At 63.2% G+C, this 15936-nt stretch carries 15 protein-coding genes; 3 read left to right on the plus strand and 12 right to left on the minus strand.

Annotated elements, in window-relative coordinates; all coding sequences use genetic code 11:
- Position 1: 1 nt before the first annotated feature.
- From KSS94_RS06840 to KSS94_RS06855, 4 genes are all read right to left on the minus strand, one after another.
- The gene (locus KSS94_RS06840) at positions 2 to 796 is read right to left on the minus strand and encodes an ABC transporter permease (protein ID WP_217842266.1); all 795 of its coding nucleotides are present in this window, start codon (positions 794 to 796) and stop codon (positions 2 to 4) included.
- Complete coding sequence (locus KSS94_RS06845) at positions 786 to 1625, minus strand: ABC transporter permease (RefSeq protein ID WP_217842267.1); 840 nt, start codon at positions 1623 to 1625, stop codon at positions 786 to 788. The genes KSS94_RS06840 and KSS94_RS06845 overlap by 11 nt, the downstream gene beginning before the upstream one ends.
- Entirely contained in the window at positions 1622 to 2428 is an 807-nt protein-coding gene (locus KSS94_RS06850; RefSeq protein ID WP_217842268.1) for an alkaline phosphatase family protein, read from the minus strand. The genes KSS94_RS06845 and KSS94_RS06850 overlap by 4 nt, the downstream gene beginning before the upstream one ends.
- 129 nt (positions 2429 to 2557) lie before the next feature.
- On the minus strand, positions 2558 to 3616 hold the full coding sequence (locus tag KSS94_RS06855; RefSeq protein WP_217842269.1) for an ABC transporter substrate-binding protein: 1059 nt from the start codon (positions 3614 to 3616) through the stop codon (positions 2558 to 2560).
- A gap of 316 nt (positions 3617 to 3932) precedes the next feature.
- On the opposite strand from KSS94_RS06855, the gene phnR reads away from it, so the two are divergent.
- The gene (gene phnR, locus KSS94_RS06860; protein ID WP_217842270.1) at positions 3933 to 4646 is read left to right on the plus strand and encodes a phosphonate utilization transcriptional regulator PhnR; all 714 of its coding nucleotides are present in this window, start codon (positions 3933 to 3935) and stop codon (positions 4644 to 4646) included.
- A 28-nt stretch (positions 4647 to 4674) separates the two neighbouring features.
- On the opposite strand, the gene KSS94_RS06865 is transcribed toward phnR, so the two are convergent.
- The 8 genes from KSS94_RS06865 to minC all read right to left on the minus strand — a co-directional run bounded on the left by KSS94_RS06865 (position 4675) and on the right by minC (position 13104).
- The gene (locus KSS94_RS06865; protein ID WP_225935847.1) at positions 4675 to 5829 is read right to left on the minus strand and encodes an MFS transporter; all 1155 of its coding nucleotides are present in this window, start codon (positions 5827 to 5829) and stop codon (positions 4675 to 4677) included.
- 471 nt (positions 5830 to 6300) lie between these two features.
- The gene (locus KSS94_RS06870; RefSeq protein ID WP_217842272.1) at positions 6301 to 8451 is read right to left on the minus strand and encodes a mechanosensitive ion channel family protein; all 2151 of its coding nucleotides are present in this window, start codon (positions 8449 to 8451) and stop codon (positions 6301 to 6303) included.
- Positions 8452 to 8495: 44 nt separating this feature from the next.
- Positions 8496 to 8663 carry a hypothetical protein gene (locus KSS94_RS06875; protein WP_011532728.1) on the minus strand — a complete coding sequence of 56 codons (168 nt, stop codon included), beginning with the start codon at positions 8661 to 8663 and terminating at the stop codon, positions 8496 to 8498.
- 354 nt (positions 8664 to 9017) lie between these two features.
- A complete protein-coding gene (locus tag KSS94_RS06880) occupies positions 9018 to 10307 on the minus strand; it encodes a M18 family aminopeptidase (RefSeq protein ID WP_217842273.1) in 1290 nt (429 codons plus the stop codon).
- Positions 10308 to 10425: 118 nt separating this feature from the next.
- A complete protein-coding gene (locus tag KSS94_RS06885) occupies positions 10426 to 11061 on the minus strand; it encodes an RluA family pseudouridine synthase (RefSeq protein ID WP_217842274.1) in 636 nt (211 codons plus the stop codon).
- Between the two features lie 113 nt (positions 11062 to 11174).
- On the minus strand, positions 11175 to 11429 hold the full coding sequence (minE, locus tag KSS94_RS06890) for a cell division topological specificity factor MinE (RefSeq protein WP_011532731.1): 255 nt from the start codon (positions 11427 to 11429) through the stop codon (positions 11175 to 11177).
- A gap of 3 nt (positions 11430 to 11432) precedes the next feature.
- Positions 11433 to 12245, minus strand: coding sequence for a septum site-determining protein MinD (minD, locus tag KSS94_RS06895; RefSeq protein WP_054893840.1), 813 nt, complete (start codon positions 12243 to 12245; stop codon positions 11433 to 11435).
- A 97-nt stretch (positions 12246 to 12342) separates the two neighbouring features.
- Positions 12343 to 13104, minus strand: coding sequence for a septum site-determining protein MinC (minC, locus tag KSS94_RS06900; RefSeq protein WP_217842275.1), 762 nt, complete (start codon positions 13102 to 13104; stop codon positions 12343 to 12345).
- 100 nt (positions 13105 to 13204) lie between these two features.
- Between minC and KSS94_RS06905 the strand changes: the two genes are divergently transcribed.
- Together KSS94_RS06905 and KSS94_RS06910 are read left to right on the plus strand one after the other, a co-directional pair.
- Positions 13205 to 14140: a lipid A biosynthesis lauroyl acyltransferase gene (locus KSS94_RS06905; protein ID WP_217842276.1), complete on the plus strand. Its 936-nt coding sequence runs from the start codon at positions 13205 to 13207 to the stop codon at positions 14138 to 14140.
- Between the two features lie 80 nt (positions 14141 to 14220).
- Positions 14221 to 15363: a patatin-like phospholipase family protein gene (locus KSS94_RS06910; protein ID WP_217842277.1), complete on the plus strand. Its 1143-nt coding sequence runs from the start codon at positions 14221 to 14223 to the stop codon at positions 15361 to 15363.
- Positions 15364 to 15936: the final 573 nt, after the last annotated feature.

A 15936-nucleotide genomic window follows, 5' to 3' on the forward strand; every position in this document is an offset into this window, starting at 1 on the left:
GTCAGGTTTTGTCCTTGTTCAGGCGGTTGGCGACCCAGGTCAGTACCAGCACGAAGGCGAAGTAGGAGATCACCAGCGCGCTGTTGAAGTGGCCGCTGCTGTTGCGCATGTTGTTCAGGTACACCTGCAGGGTTTCGTAGCGGGTACCCACCAGCAGGTTGGCAAAGACGAACTCGCCGAACAGGAACGAGAACGACAGCAGCAGCGCCACCAGCAAGCCCTTGCGCAGGTTCGGCAGCACCACCAGCAACGCCGCCTGCCAGGTGCTGGCACCGAGCAACTGGGCGGCGTCCATCAGGTCGCGCAGGTTGATCGCCTGCAGGTTGTTGGTGATCGCCCGGTACATGAACGGCAGGGCGATGGTGAAGTAGCAGCCGATGAGGATCCACGGCGTGCCGACCATGGCCATCGGCCCGCTGCCATACAGTTGCAGCAGCCCCACCGACGACACCACCGGCGGCACTGCGAACGGCAGCAGAATCAGCACGTTCATCAGCGCGTCGAGCTTGGGGAAGTGGTAATGCACCACGAACAAAAGCGGCAGGATCAGCAGCACCGATAACACCAGCGCGCCCACACACACCAGCAGCGACTGGCCGAAGGCGGCCAGAAAGCGCGGCTCGCTCCACAGCGCGACGTACCACTTGAAGGTCAGGCCGCTGGGCAGCAGGGTCGCCGACCAACTGGTGGCAAAGGAGTAGAGCAGGGTGCCGGCCAGCGGCAGCAGCAGGATGAGAAACAGCAGGTACACCACCACCCGGTGGTAGAGCCCGGCCGAGGTTTTTTCAGCGCGCATGGTAGCTCCTCTTGAGCAGCCATTGATGAACCACCGTGACCACCGTCATCAGCCCCACCAACACCATGGCCAGGGCGCTGGCCAGGTTCGGGTCGAGGGTGATGTCGCCGGCCACCAGCGCGGCGATGCGGATCGGCAGCACGTTGAAGTTGCCGGTGGTCAGGGCGTAGACCGTGGCGTAGGCACCCAGGGCGTTGGCCAGCAGAATGACGAAGGTGCCGAGCAGGGCAGGGGTGAGCACCGGCAGGCCGATATGTCGCCAGAACTGCCAGTGGCTGGCCCCAAGCAGCGCGGCGGACTCGCGCCAGTCTTCGCGCAGGGCATCGAAGGCCGGGTACAGCAGCAGCACGCCAAGGGGGATCTGGAAGTAGGTGTACACCAGGATCAACCCGGTCTTGGAATAGATGCTGAAATCGCCCAGCAGGCCCACCTGCTTGAGCAGCAGGGTCAGCGCGCCATTGAAGCCCAGCAGGATGATGAAGGCGAACGCCAGGGGGACGCCTGCGAAGTTGCTGGTCATGTTGGCGAAGGCGCTGACGAAGTCGCGCAGCTTCGAGTCCACCTGGCGCAGCGAATAGGCGCCCAGCACTGCGATGACGATGCCGAACAGGCTCGACCAGAAGCTGATCTCAAGGCTGCGTTCCAGCGCTTGCAGGTAGAACTTCGAGGCGAACACCTTGCTGAAGTTGGCCAGGCCCCAACCGCTGTCACTCTGCAGGCTGTTGAGGGCCACCCAGGCCAGCGGGGCGATCTGGAAGATGACGAAGAACACGGCGAACGGCAGCAGGCAGAGCAGGGCCAGGTAGCGGCCACGGGGGTTCGAACTCACTTGAGCAGCTCCCGGCAAACCGCCTTGTCGTGGGCTGCGCCGAGCAACTCGCAAATGGTGCCGCACAGTTCGGTCTGCAGCGGTTTGGCTGCCGGGTCCAGGCTGAATGCGTCGCCGAACACGAACAGCGGCACCTCGCGCTCCTCGGCCAGCAAGCCGTTGTGCGAGCGGTCGTTGTTCATGCCGTGATCGGCGGTCACCAGCACCTGGTAGCCCTCCTCGAGCCAGCGCGGCAGGTAGTCGGCCAACAGGATGTCGGCGCTGCGTGCGGCGTTGCGGTACTGGCTGCTGTCCAGGCCGTGGCGGTGGCCGATATCGTCGATGCTCATCGGGTGCACCAACAGGAAGTTGGGGGCATGGCGGCGGCGCAGGTATTCGGCGTCGGCCAGCAGGTGCGAATCGGGGTAGCGGTCGTCCCAGTAAAACAAGGCATGCTGGATCGGCAGCTTGGGGGCATGGGTGTGGCGGTCGCGCTGCGGGTCGAACGGCGAGCGGTTGTACAGCTCGCTCATCCAGTGGTACGCCGCGGCGGCGGTGCCCAGCCCGGCCTCGCGGGCGTAGTGGAACACGCTGCGCTGGTTGGACAGGCGGTTGACGTTGTTGTGCACGATGCCGCTGTCGATCGGCGGTACGCCGGTGAGGATGCATTCGTACAAGGGCCGCGACAGCGACGGCAGTTCGCATTCCATTCGGTACAGCGCAGCGCGGTCGGCCTCGACATAGGCGTGCAGGTGGCCCATGGCGTGGTGTGCGACCTGGTGGTTGAGGCCGTCGAGCAGGACCAGGATGACGTTGTGTTGCATGGTGGCTCCAGTCAAAAACCGCGTTGCATTCATCGCAGGCCTGCCGGCTCCTACAGGTGATGCAGTGCCCCCGTAGGAGCCGGCAGGCCTGCGATGAGGCCAGTCCAGATTGCTAAATAACCCGGCCCTTTATTCCATCTCGATGATCACCTGCTCCTGCCACTTCTGCGGCAGTGCCTTGGAGGTGGCTTCCCAGGTTTCGGCGTTCTTGATCGGCTGGGCGGCCTTGTACTGCTCGTTGGGCAGCAGCTTGGCCTGCACGTCGTCCGGCAGCTTCAGGTGCTCGGCGCGGATCGGGCGGGCGTGGCCGATGGCCAGGTTGGTCTGCCCGGCGTCGCTGAAGATGTACTCACGGGCCAGCTTGGCGGCGTTCGGGTGCTTGGCGTACTTGTTGATGATGGTGGTGTAGCCCGAGGTGATCGAGCCGTCCGAGGGGATCAGCACCTCGAAGCGTTTCGGGTCGATCTGGTCGCGGTAGCTCAGGCCGTTGAAGTCCCACACCACGCCGACTTCCACCTCGCCCTTCTCGAGGGTCTGGATGGTCGGGTTGGCCAGCGACAGGCGCTTCTGCTGTGCCAGTTTGGTGAACAGTTGCAGGCCCGGCTCGATGTTGCTTTCGTCGCCCTTGTAGGCAATGGCCGCGGCCAGCACGCCATTGGCGGCCTGCGCCGCAGTGCCGACGTCACCGATGGCGACCTTGTACTTGCCCTTTTCCAGGTCGTGCCAGGTTTTCGGGCGTTCGCCTTCCTTGACCAGGTCCTTGTTGATGATGAAGGCGATGGTGCCGGTATAGGCCAGGGCCCAGTGGCCGTCCTGGTCCTTCGCCCAGGTGGGTACCTGGTCCCAGGTGCTGGGCTTGTATGGCTGGGTGACGCCCTTGGTCACCGCGATCGGGCCGAAGGCTGCACCCACGTCGCCGATGTCGGCGCTGGCGTTGTCTTTTTCGGCATCGAACTTGGCGATTTCCTGGGCCGAGCTCATGTCGGTGTCGCTGTGCTTGAGGCCGTACTTCTTCGCAAGGTCCTCCCAGGTGCCTTTCCAGTTGGCCCAGGCATCGGGCATGCCCACGCTGTTGACGGTGCCTTCCTTGCGGGCGGCGTCTTCAAGTGCCTTGAGGTCCTGGGCCATGGCCGAGGTGCAAAAAGCGATGGCCGAACCGAGCAGTGACGCCATGAACAACTTTTTCATCCGAAGCTCCTTTGGTGGGTGCCTTGCATTCGTTGTTATGAGAGTGAGCCGTGCCTGCCAGACGTTGGTCTAGGTCAGCAAACCTTGAGCCAAGGTAGGCCGGTTGCGTGACAATTTGATGTAAGGGGCGGGCCGCGCAGGCCCTGGAGATACAGCGTAGACCACGGGCAAGGCCTTGAACCTCGGGCCTTGGCCCGGATCTGGCAGGCACTGGCAAAGGCCTTTGTCACAGGATGTTCATCAGCCCTGCCTAGGCTTGCTCTATTCTCCACCTGCCCTGTCATGGGGCTGGACTAGTCCAGATAGGTAACCTTTGATGCAAGCGACGCCACCGCGCGCGGTAACAGCCATCTGCCACGCCCTGCAGGAGCAGATCGAACACGGCCTGCTGGCCCCCGGCGGCAAGCTGCCGGCCGAGCGCAAGCTCAGCGAGGTGTTCGATACCACGCGCATCACCCTGCGCGAGGCGCTGGTGCAACTGGAGGCCCAAGGGCTGATCTACCGCGAGGAACGGCGTGGCTGGTTCGTTGCGCCCCAGCGCCTGACCTACGACCTGATCGAACGTAGCCACTTCCATGCCATGGTGCGCGACCAGGGGCGGGTGCCCGTTACCGAGCTGCTGTCGGCGCGCCTGCAACCGGCCCCGGCGGCCATCTGCGCACGGCTGCGCCTGCCGGCGCTGTCCAGCGTGGTGCGTATCTGCCGTTTGCGGCGCATCGACGGGCGCGCGGTGCTGTATGCCGAGCACTACCTCAACCCGAAGTACTTCCCGGGCATTCTGGCGCTGGACCTGGCCCAGTCACTGACCGAGATCTACGCCCGGGAATACCACATTCAATACGGGCAGGTGTGCTTCGAGATCCTGCCCACCGCCTTGCCGGCCGAGGCGGCCAGTGCACTGAAGGTCTCGGCGGGTAGCCCCGGGTTGCATATCACCCGGGTCAACAGCGACCAGCATGGGCACTTGATCGACTGTGACCTGGAGTATTGGCGGCATGATGCGATCCGCATCCGGGCTGAGGCAGGCTAGACGATGAACTGATTTCACCCCAGGAAAACTAGTGAGTCTCCTCACCCAATTGCGGCATCCGGGCAAGCATCACCCAGCCCAGGAAGCCCGTAAGGATGAACGATGCGGCTAGCGTCACGGACAGCAGACTGCCGGTAGCCGCGATCAAAGCGCTGGCCAACCCTGCGCAAGCGAACAGCAAGGTATTGTTCAAGGCTGCCGCAGCTCCCGCGCGGGTTGGATGCCTGGCCAATGCCTGAGTGGTCGCTGTTGGGCGAATGATCGTGATGCCCATCGTGCAGATGATCATCGGCAGCAAGGTGCTTGCAATGGAGGGCCCTGCAAGCAGCCCCCAGATGAAGGACGCGATGCCGGAGGCGCCGATGAGGGTGAAGCCCAATCCTATCTGTTTCCTTGGCGGGATGCGTTCATTTAGCCAATGTGCTACCACCCCGCCCAGAACATAGGTCAAGCCATAGCCTGTGAAAACCAGGCCGAAGGTTTTTGCTGAAAGGCCCAGGCGGTCCATGAAAAGTAAAGGAGAACTGACGATAAATGAGAAATGGCAGGTAAATGCCAAGCACGAAAACGACGTGAGTGTTAGAAAACCAGAATCTTTCATCAATACTTGGTAGCTTGAAAGAGTACCCCTTGGGCTGAAATTACCAGCTTTCTCCTGGAGGAAGATGACGGTGATGAGTGCGCAGCATGCGCTTAATACCGTAAATAGAATGAAGCTGCCTTGCCAGTTGAAGTGGTGTTGAAGAATGCTGCCGGCAAGGGGGGATAGTGAAATAAAAACGCCACTTGCGCCGGTCAGTAGAATGCGCATGTTGTTTTGCTGTTTGCCTGTATACAGATCCTGCACCAACGCATGGCTGAGCACGAAGCAGCCACATCCGATCGCCTGTAGCAAACGGAAGAAGATAAACGCCTCGAAGTTGGATGACAACAGGCATCCAGTGGCACCGAGAGCAGAGATCAAGAGACCGACCAGCAAGAGCCGCTTTCGGCCAATGGCATCGGACAGGGGGCCGATGAATAATTGTGAAAGCGCCACGCCGATAGCAAAGAGGCTCACGGAGTACGCAACGCTACTGGTTGCAACGTGGAAGGAAGAGGCGATTGCAGGGAAGGAGGGAAGAATGACGTCCAGGGGGAAAACGCCGAGCAGGCACATGAGCAAGAGCAAAGTTACTCGCATTGCATTATCTGTGTGAGGGCAATTTCGACTCATGCGGCTACGTCACTACGTCTGGAGTGTTTTAAGTGATGGTTGGTTTTGGTGGTTCGACTTTAACTGTGGTTCTGGATGTTGGGTTTTCTGTGCAGTGGGTGGGTGCTTTTCACTTTGTTATCTAATGATGTTGCATCATCGTGGCGCATCTCAATGATAGATGTGGTTGAAAGATGTACAAGCTCTGAGTCTGTGCGAAAAATAATATTATTAAGTAGGAAGTTTTACCGTCATAGATGCTTGATCACCTGTGATCTGGCGTATTGGCGCCCCGATGCGATCTGCATTCGGGCACAGGCGGGGTAGGGCCTGATCGCATAAGCCTCAGGCTTGCGCTGTACCTGTAGGAGCCGGCTTGCCGGCGATGAGGCCGGGCCTGGGAGTAACAGCTCTGGAAAGTTGTCGCCTGTGCCGGCCCTATCGCCGGCCAGCCGGCTCCTACAGGGAATCTTTTTCGGCTGTTGGAGCTCCGCCCGCCGTCACCACTTGCACCGACAACCTTGGCGTCGCCAGGTCCAGCCCGGCCTCGTCCAGCTGGCGCTTGAGCGCAAGGTTGAACGCCCGCGACACTTCCCACTGCTTGATCGGCGCGGTCTTGAAGCGGGCCCGCAAGATCGCCGAGCCCGACTCGAAACTCTCCACCCCCTGCAGCTCCAGCGGCGACCAGATGTTGCGGCGCATCAGCGGGTCGCTGCGCAGCTTCTGGCCCACTTCGCGGATCAGCGTGATGGCCTGGTCGATGTTCATGCTGTGGGGGATCGCCACCCGGAAGATCGCGTAGCCGAACTCGCGGGAGTAGTTCTTGATGCTCTTGATCTCGCTGAACGGGATGGTATGCACGATGCCGTCGATGTCGCGCAGGCGCACGGTGCGGATGGTCAGGCCCTCGACCGTGCCCAGGTGGCCGCCGACATCGACGTAGTCGTCGATGGCCAGGCTGTCCTCGATGATGATGAACAGCCCGGTGATCAGGTCGGCCACCAGCGACTGCGCGCCAAAGCCGATGGCCAGGCCGATCACGCCGGCACCGGCCAGCAGCGGGGTGACGTTCATGCCCATGTTGGCCAGGGCGACGATCACCGCAATGATGAAAATCACCACGAACATCACGTTGCGGATGAGCGGCATCATGGTTTGCGCCCGGGCGTTGGCCAGCCCGCGGCGCGAGCGCACCAGGGCGTGGTGCACGGCGGTGTCGGCAAGGATCCACACCAGCCAGGCGACGATCAGGGTGCCGGCCAGGCCCAGCAGGCGCAGGCTGATCTCGTGGCCGTCGCCCTCGGCGAAGCTGATCATCGACTGGCCCCACACGCGCAGGCCCAGCTCGATGAACACCAGCCAGATGAACAGGTGCAGCAGCAGGTAGCCGAAGTTGCGCAGGCGCTCGGCGTACACCGCCTGGCGCTTGTTGGCGCGCTTGGGGTTGGCGGCGTGGCGGCGCACCAGGCCGTTGAGCACCATGCACACCACCACCAGCACCGTGCACATCAGCGACTGGCGCAGGGCTGTGCTGGTGTCGCCGGCGGAGACGAAGGTGGCGAACAGCGAAATCGCCACCAGGATCAGCGCCGGGATGAACCAGAAGCTGCCGAGGATCTCGATGGTGTCGCTCAAGGTGCGCCGGGTCAGCCGGCGGGACAGCGGCTGGTTGCGGATAAGGTGGGCGATGGGGCGGCGAAAACGCAGGATGAACAGCCCGGTGCACAGCGCGGCGATGACGTTGGCCAGGGTTGCCAGGGCATGCGCCAGGTGGCTGCCCAAGGCGGTGGTCAGGCGCGGGTCGCTCATCGCCTCGCCAAAGGCTGCGAAGCTGCCGATCAGCCACAGCGGGCGGAACGCCTGGTGGCGCAGGATGTGCAGGGCGCGGTGGCGGTGCGGGCCGTCGAGCAGCGAGAAGGCGATCACGCAGATGGCCGAGAACAGCGTGCCGACCACCAGCGCATAGGCCAGCACCATGGCCATCGACTTGCCCAGCGAGGAGGGCAGGGCGAAGCTCAGGTACACGGTGAACACCAGCGCCACCAGCCAGGGCCCGAGCTTGCGCAGGGCGAAGCGCACCAGGTCCCAGGTGCGCGGGTGCTGGGGCAGTTCTTCGGTGAGGCCGAAGCGCACCCGCACGCGGTGGCCGATCCAGTTGAAGGCGTAGGCCAGCAGGCTCCACACCGCAATGATTGCAGCAAAGCCGAACAGGATCGCCGGCCACTGGTGCACCGGCACCACCAGCGCGGCCAGCTCGTCGCGGGCCTGGTCGATTTCTGCGGACCAGCGGATGAACGGGCTGGCCTCGCCGCTGAACTGCTTTTCGAAGTCATGCAGGGCGCCGCCGATCAGGCCGAGCACGCCCTGTTCGACGGTGGGTTGCGATTGCTTGGTGGCGTCGCGCAGTTTTTTCAGGTCGGCCAGCAGCTTGGCGCGTTGCTGGTCGTTCTCGAGGTTCTTGATCACCTCGTCCAGCGACTTGCCCAGCGGTTCTGTCGCTTCGGGCTGGGCGGGGGCGCTGCTGCCCAGCAGCCCCGGCAGGCCGGCGGCATGCAGCGGGGTGACGAACAGCAACAGCAGGAGAGTCAGGCAACGCAGGAGGGCAGGCACCGGGAAATCTACCTCAGGTCAAACGATTGACCGAGTGTAGAGGTTTATGTGGGCAGTTTCTCCAGGATCTTCCAGCAGGTGAGGCCGAAGATGCCCAGGGTGCCGATCCACATCATCAGCACGCCGATGTTGCGCTCGCGCAGGCTGAAGCCGATGGTCAGCAGCATGAGGAACAGGAACACCGGGACGAATAGCGAGAGGAACGGGGACATGGGCAGAGGTCCTTCTGCGTGGGGGCCATGTAACAAGCATAGCGGGTAGCCGGCGAAGCGGATTGACCTTGAGCAGGTCCGGCCTCTTCGCGGGTAAACCCGCTCCCACAGGTTCCCACAATGCCTGGGTCTGTGGAGACCCTGTGGGAGCAACTGTCTTGCTCAATTTCTAAAATCTAGCGCGCCCCCTGTAGGAGCCGGCTTGCCGGCGATAGGGCCGGTACAGGCGAATGCTGGCACCGGCTGTGCCGGTGATCGCCGGCAAGCCGGCTCCTACAGGATCGCGCGAAGCCCGAACCAAGCGCCGTACCTGTGGGAGCGGGTTTACCCGCGAAGAGGCCTGGCTTGCTTACATCAAGGCAACTCGCGGCTGCGGTAGAACGCCCCGAGCACCTTCACCAGGTGCGCCAGGTCATGGCTGCCGCACAGCTCGCGGATCGAATGCATGGCAAAGGTCGGCAGGCCGATGTCCACGGTGCGAACGCCCAGGTGGCTGGCGGTGATCGGGCCGATGGTCGAGCCGCAGCCCATGTCGCTGCGCACCACGAAGCTCTGTACCGGGACTTCTTCGGCCATGCACAGGTGGCGGAAGAAACCGGCGGTTTCGCTGTTGGTGGCGTAGCGCTGGTTGTTGTTGACCTTGATCACCGGCCCTGCGTTGAGTTTGGGGCCATGGTTGCCGTCGTGCTTGTCGGCGTAGTTGGGGTGCACGCCGTGGGCGTTGTCGGCCGAGACCATCAGCGAGCGCTGGATGGTGCGCACGTACTCGTCGCCGTCCGGCAGCAGGCGCTGCAGGGTCTGCTCGAGCATCGGGCCGTCGGCGCCGCAGGCCGAGCAACTGCCGACCTCTTCGTGGTCGGTGCACACCAGCACGCAGGTTTCATCGCCCTCGGCGGCCAGCAGGGCCTGCAGGCCGGCGTAGCACGACAGCAGGTTGTCCAGGCGGGCGCCGGCGATGAAGTCGCCGTTCAGGCCGATCTGCGCAGCGTCTTGCGTATCGTAGAAACTCAGCTCGTAGTCCAGCACCACGTCGGCGTTGAGTTCGTGCTCGCGGGCCAACTGCTCGGTGAGCAAGGCGCGAAAGTCGATGCGCTCGTCGCCGGCCACCTGGGCAAGAATCGGCGGCAGCTCGGTCTGTGGGTTGATCTGCCAGCCTTCGTTGGCGGTGCGGTTCAGGTGGATGGCAAGGTTGGGGATGATCGCGATCGGCAGCTTGAAGTCCACCAGCTGGCTTTCGACCTTGCCGTCACGGCGGAAGGTGACCCGCCCGGCCAGCGACAGGTCGCGGTCGAACCAGGGCGCCAGCAGCGCGCCGCCGTATACCTCGACGCCCAGTTGCAAAAAGCCCTGGCGTTGCAGCTCGGGCTGCGGCTTGACCCGCAGGCACGGGCTGTCGGTGTGGGCGCCGACCATGCGGATGCCGCCGATCAGCGGCGAATGCTTGCCCAGCTTGATGGCGATGATCGAGGAGTCGTTGCGGGTGACGTAGTAGCGCCCGCCGGGCACCGTGGCCCAGCTGTCGCGCTCGTCCAGGCGCTGGTAGCCGGCGGCTTCGAGGCGCTGCGCCAGGCTTGCGGTGGCATGGAAGGGCGTCGGGGAGGCCTTGAGGAATTCGATCAGGCCGGTATTCAGTGCTTCGCGCATAACTCACTCCAAATTCGAGCTTCAAGCCACAAGCTGCAAGCTTCAAGCAAAGGCAGCCCGCGGGGCAAGCGCCTCAGCGGTCTATCCTGGTTTTTTCTTGCAACTGGTAGCTTGCAGCTTAAAAGGGTGCCGGGCATTCGAACTTCAACCGCTCCCCGGAAACCGGGTGGGTGAAGCTCAGCATCGAGGCATGCAGGCACAGCCGCTCATGGGCCGCCAGTGCTTCGGGGTTGGCATACAGGCGGTCGCCCAGCAACGGGTGGCCGATTGACAGCATGTGCACGCGCAACTGGTGCGAACGGCCGGTGATCGGCGTCAGTTCCACCCTGCAATAGTCGCCGCAGCGCTCGAGGATGCGCCAGAAGGTCAGCGCATGCTTGCCCTGCTCGTGGTCCACCACGTGGCGCGGCTTGGTGGGCGGGTCGTAGCGCAGCGGCAGGTCGATGCTGCCGCTGTCCAGGGCCGGTTGCCCCCAGCACAGCGCGGTGTAGGCCTTTTCTGTCTCGCGGTCGTGGAACTGGCGCGACAGTTCGCGGTGGCTGTCGGCATCGCGGGCCAGCAGGATGATGCCGGAGGTTTCCCAGTCCAGGCGGTGCACGATCAGCGCGTCGGGGTAGCCGTTTTCCTGCAGGCGGGTGATCAGGCAGTCCTTGTTGTCCTCGGCGCGGCCCGGCACCGACAGCAGCAGGGTCGGCTTGTTGATCACCAGGATGGCGGCGTCTTCGTGAAGGATCTGGATGTTCGACAGCGGCATTTTTCAGGGTCTCGCAAAAGCACTGTGGGAGCGGGCTTGCCCCGCGATGGCCATCGAAAGCCATCGCGGGGCAAGCCCGCTCCCACGGGTGTACCTGGGAATGCTGGGTTGAATCAGCGTTCCGGCAGGGTGATGTTCAGCTCCAGGATCGAGCAGCTGCCCTGGTTTTCCAGTGCCACCTGCACATCGTCGTTGCCGATGTTGACGTACTTGCGGATCACCTCGACCAGTTCCTTCTGCAAGGCGGGCAGGTAGTCCGGGGTGCTGCGCTGGCCGCGCTCGTGCGCCACGATGATCTGTAGACGCTCTTTCGCTACCGACGCGCTGGTCTGTTTCTGCCTGCCACGAAAGAAGTCAAAAAGGTTCATGGTTTACTTGCCTCCAAACAGTCGCGCGAAGAATCCTTGCTTCGGCACTTCAATGAACCGCAGGGGCTTTTCTTTGCCCAGCAGACGGTCAACGGTATCACTGTACGCCTGGCCGGCATCGCTCTGGTCGTCAAGGATGACCGGGATGCCCTGGTTGGAGGCCTTCAGTACGGCTTGCGATTCCGGGATCACGCCCTTGAGCTTGATCGCCAGGATTTCTTCGACGTCGGCGATGCTGAGCATTTCGCCCTTTTCGACGCGCTCTGGGTGGTAACGGGTGATCAGCAGGTGTTCCTTGATCGGCTCCTCGCCGTTCTCGGAGCGGCGCGACTTGCTCGACAGGATGCCCAGCATGCGGTCCGAGTCACGTACCGACGACACTTCGGGGTTGGTCACGACAATGGCTTCGTCGGCGAAGTACATCGCCAGGTGCGCGCCTTTCTCGATACCGGCCGGGGAGTCGCAGATGACGTAGTCGAACTGTTCTTTCAGTTCCATCAGGACTTTTTCGACGCCTTCCTGGGTGAGGGCGTCCTTGTCACGGGTTTGGCTGGCGGCCAGCACGAACAGGTTTTCGAGGCGCTTGTCCTTGATCAGGGCCTGTTGCAGGTTGGCTTCGCCGTTGACCACGTTGACGAAGTCGTACACCACGCGGCGTTCGCAGCCCATGATCAGGTCGAGGTTACGCAGGCCGACGTCGAAGTCGACGATGACAGTCTTGTGGCCGCGCAACGCGAGGCCGGTACCGATGGCGGCGCTGGTGGTGGTCTTGCCCACACCCCCCTTGCCGGAAGTAACCACGAGAATCTTGGCCAAGGTGTTTCACCCCTAAATAATCGGGACAGGCGTCCCTGCAAATACAAAAAACGGCAACGGTAATGAAAGTTGCGCTAAAAATGCCGGCAAGTATCCGTTAAAGACGGGTGATGTTCAACACATCGCCGGACAGGCTGACCTGTACCGGCGCCCCCCATAGCGGGTCACGGCGCAGGTCTTCGCAGACCCTGTACTGGCCGGCGATGGAGACCATTTCGGCGGTCATTTGCTGGCAGAAGATCCGCGCCTTGGTGTTGCCCTTGATGCCGGCCAGGGCACGGCCGCGCATGGCGCCGTACACATGGATGTTGCCGTCGGCCAGAAGTTCCGCGCCCGGGCTTACGGAGCCGGTGACGATCAGGTCGCCGCCCTGGGCGTAGATCTGCTGGCCGCCGCGCACTGGCGAGGTGATGATGCGCGTCGGGCGCACCTCGGGCTCGGCCGGGGCAGGGGGCGGTGGCGGCGCAGGTTCGGGTTTTTTTACCTCGGGCTCGGGCTCCAGCGGGCGCTCGCGGGCGCCGGACGGCGGCAGCACCGGCAGGTCGATGGCAATCGCCGCAGCGATGTCCTCGATGCGGCTGGCACGAATCGCCAGGGTGCGCAGGCCATGGTGGCGGCAGATGCGCATCAGCCCGGGCAGGTCGATGGCGCCTTCGTTTGCAGGCAGCTTGTCCAACGCCAGCACCAGCGGCGTATTGCTGAAGAAGTTCGGCGCCTGCACGACCTTGGCCGCCAACTGGCGGTCGAGGGACTCGAGGTCGTTGCGCGCCAGCTCCAGCACGGTGATGGCAAGCATGCTGCCCTTGAGCTGGAACACGGGGGCGGTGTCGGGTGTCTGGTTGAGGCTCATGGTCTGCATAGACGGCTTGTTGCGAAAAAAGTGCCCTGACTTATAGCGATAAGACCGATTGCCCGCAACCGATGTAGAATGCCCGGCCCTTGTCTTGCTGGAAGCTTCAATGGAACGCCCGCGTTTTCGTACCCTTTACCTTCACCCGCGATTCTGGGCCCTGTGGCTCGGCCTGGGTCTGCTGTGGCTGATCGCCCTGTTGCCCTACCGCGCACTGCTGGGGCTGGGGCGCGCCCTGGGCGCGGTGATGTACCGGGTTGCCGGCGAGCGTCGGCGCATTGCCGCACGCAATCTGGAGCTGTGTTTCCCCGAGCTTTCCAGCGACGAACGGCAGCGCCTGCTGAAAGAAAACTTCGCCTCCACTGGCATTGCCTTCTTCGAGATGGCCATGAGCTGGTGGTGGCCCAAGGCCCGCCTGGCGCGCCTGGCGCACATCGAGGGTATCGAGCACCTGCAGGCCGCCCAGCGTGAAGGCGAGGGCGCCATCTTGATGGCGGTGCACTTCACCACCCTGGAAATCGGCGCCGCGCTGCTGGGCCAAGCTCATACCATCGATGGCATGTACCGCGAGCATGGCAACGCGGTGTTCGACTTCATCCAGCGCCGTGGCCGTGAACGGCATAACCCCGACTCGCTGGCGGTTGAGCGTGACGATGTGCGCGGCATGCTCAAGCTGCTGCGCAAGGGCCGGGCGATCTGGTACGCACCGGACCAGGACTACGGCACCAAGCAAAGCATCTTCGTGCCGCTGTTCGGCATCCCGGCGGCCACGGTCACCGCTACCAGCAAATTCGCCCGGCTGGGCAAGGCGCGGGTGATCCCGTTCACCCAAAAGCGTCTGGATGACGGCAGCGGCTACCGGCTGGTGGTGCACCCGCCGCTGGAGGGCTTCCCAGGTGAAACCGAAGAAGCCGATTGCCTGCGCATCAACCAGTGGGTCGAAGGTGTGCTGCGCGAATGCCCCGAGCAGTACCTGTGGGCGCACCGGCGCTTCAAGTCGCGCCCCGAAGGTGAGCCGCGGCTGTACGACAAGAAAAAACGCTAGGCCTTTGCCTATGCTGCGTGGGAGCGGGCTTGCCCCGCGATAGGGCAGGTACAGGCAATCACGGAATCCAGGAAGGAAGCATGACCCCAACCACCGGCCTGATCCTCTCTGGCGGCGGTGCCCGCGCCGCCTACCAGGTCGGCGTGCTCGCCGGCATCGCCGACCTGCTGCCCGCCGGCGCCGCCAACCCCTTCCCGGTGATCGTCGGCACCTCTGCCGGGGCGATCAATGCGGTCAAGCTGGCCAGCGGCGCCACCCGCTTCGCCGACTCGATCCACCAGCTCACGGCCTTCTGGCAGAACTTTCAGAGCCACCTGGTACTGCGCAGCGACTGGCCCGGGGTCATTCGCCAGGCCAGCCGCTTCTTTGGCCACAGCTTGCTGGGCCTGGGCAGCCAGGTGCCGGTGGCTTTGCTCGACAGCCGCCCGTTGCGCGGCCTGTTGCACGAACACCTGAACCTGGACGGCATCGCCCACTCGCTGGCGGCCAACCAGTTGCGCGCTGTGGCCGTGACGGCGTTCGGCTATGAGTCGGGGCAGGCGGTAACCTTCTACCAGGGCCAGGGTGCCATCGAGCCTTGGCTGCGCCACCGGCGCATCGGTATGCCGACGCCACTGACGGTCGATCACTTGCTGGCCAGCTCGGCCATCCCGTTGCTGTTTGCTCCGGTGCTGCTGGGCGAGGAGTATTTCGGCGATGGTGCGGTGCGCCAGTCGGCGCCGATCAGCCCGGCGTTGCACCTTGGTGCCAGCCGGGTGCTGGTGGTGGGGGTCAGTGGCAACCCGCAGCGCCCGGCACCGCCCTTGCCTACCCAGCGGGTGTTCAGTGGCAAGCAGCCGAGCCTGGCGCAGATTGGCGGCCACATGCTCAACAGCACCTTCATCGACAGCCTCGAGGACGATATCGAGTTGCTGCAGCGGCTCAATCACCTGAGCCACCTGTTGCCGGCGCACCTGGATACGCGGCGCTTGGGGTTGGCGCCGATCGAGGTGCTGGTGGTGGCGCCCAGCCAGCCGCTGGATGAGATCGCCGCGCGGCACCGGCGGGAGTTGCCGGCTGCTTTACGCATGTTTTTGCGTGGGCCGGGGGCTACCAGGACCAGCGGGGCGGGGGTTTTGAGTTATTTGCTGTTCGAGGCGAGTTATTGCAGTGAGTTGATTGAGTTGGGGCGGCGGGATGCGTTGGCCAAGAAGCGGGAGTTGTGTCAGTTTCTTGGGATCTAAGGTTTGTTTGTTTGTTTGTTTGTTTGTTTGTTTGTTTGTTTGTGGATTGTATGCGCATTCGTTATTTGTATTGACGCTTATTCACCTTTCCGCCCTTACGGCGGCTTACTTTGGTCTTGGCCAAAGTAAGCAAAGCCGCTCGCTCCCATCATCCGGCCCCTGCGCTGCGCTCCGGGGTACCCTCACTCCGGGCTTGCTCCGGGGGTACGCGCCGACGGGCCGTCCCTGGCCCGATCGGCGCTCGACCGGCATCCATGCCGGTCGCCCCCCTACGCAATCCCTGCGTTCGGCCTCCTGAAGTCGCGAAGTTAGGGGCGGCGCCTGTGAGTACGCAGCTCGGTCGCTAGTTGCCATCGTGGGAACTCAGGATTGAATCGCGGGGCAAGTCGCAGCGGCGCACCGCCGCTCCCACGCTGGAACTGTGTACAAATATCTAACGTGGGAGCGGGCTTGCCCCGCGATGGCGTCAGAACAAACAACACATCAATAACAATCAAACCAATATCCCCGCTCTTGATCTGGCTCTTGATCTGGCTCTGGCTCTTGATCTTGCTTCTAAGCGCGCAACAGTTC

Origin of the sequence: Pseudomonas fakonensis, assembly GCF_019139895.1 — a bacterium.
GTDB lineage: Bacteria > Pseudomonadota > Gammaproteobacteria > Pseudomonadales > Pseudomonadaceae > Aquipseudomonas > Aquipseudomonas fakonensis.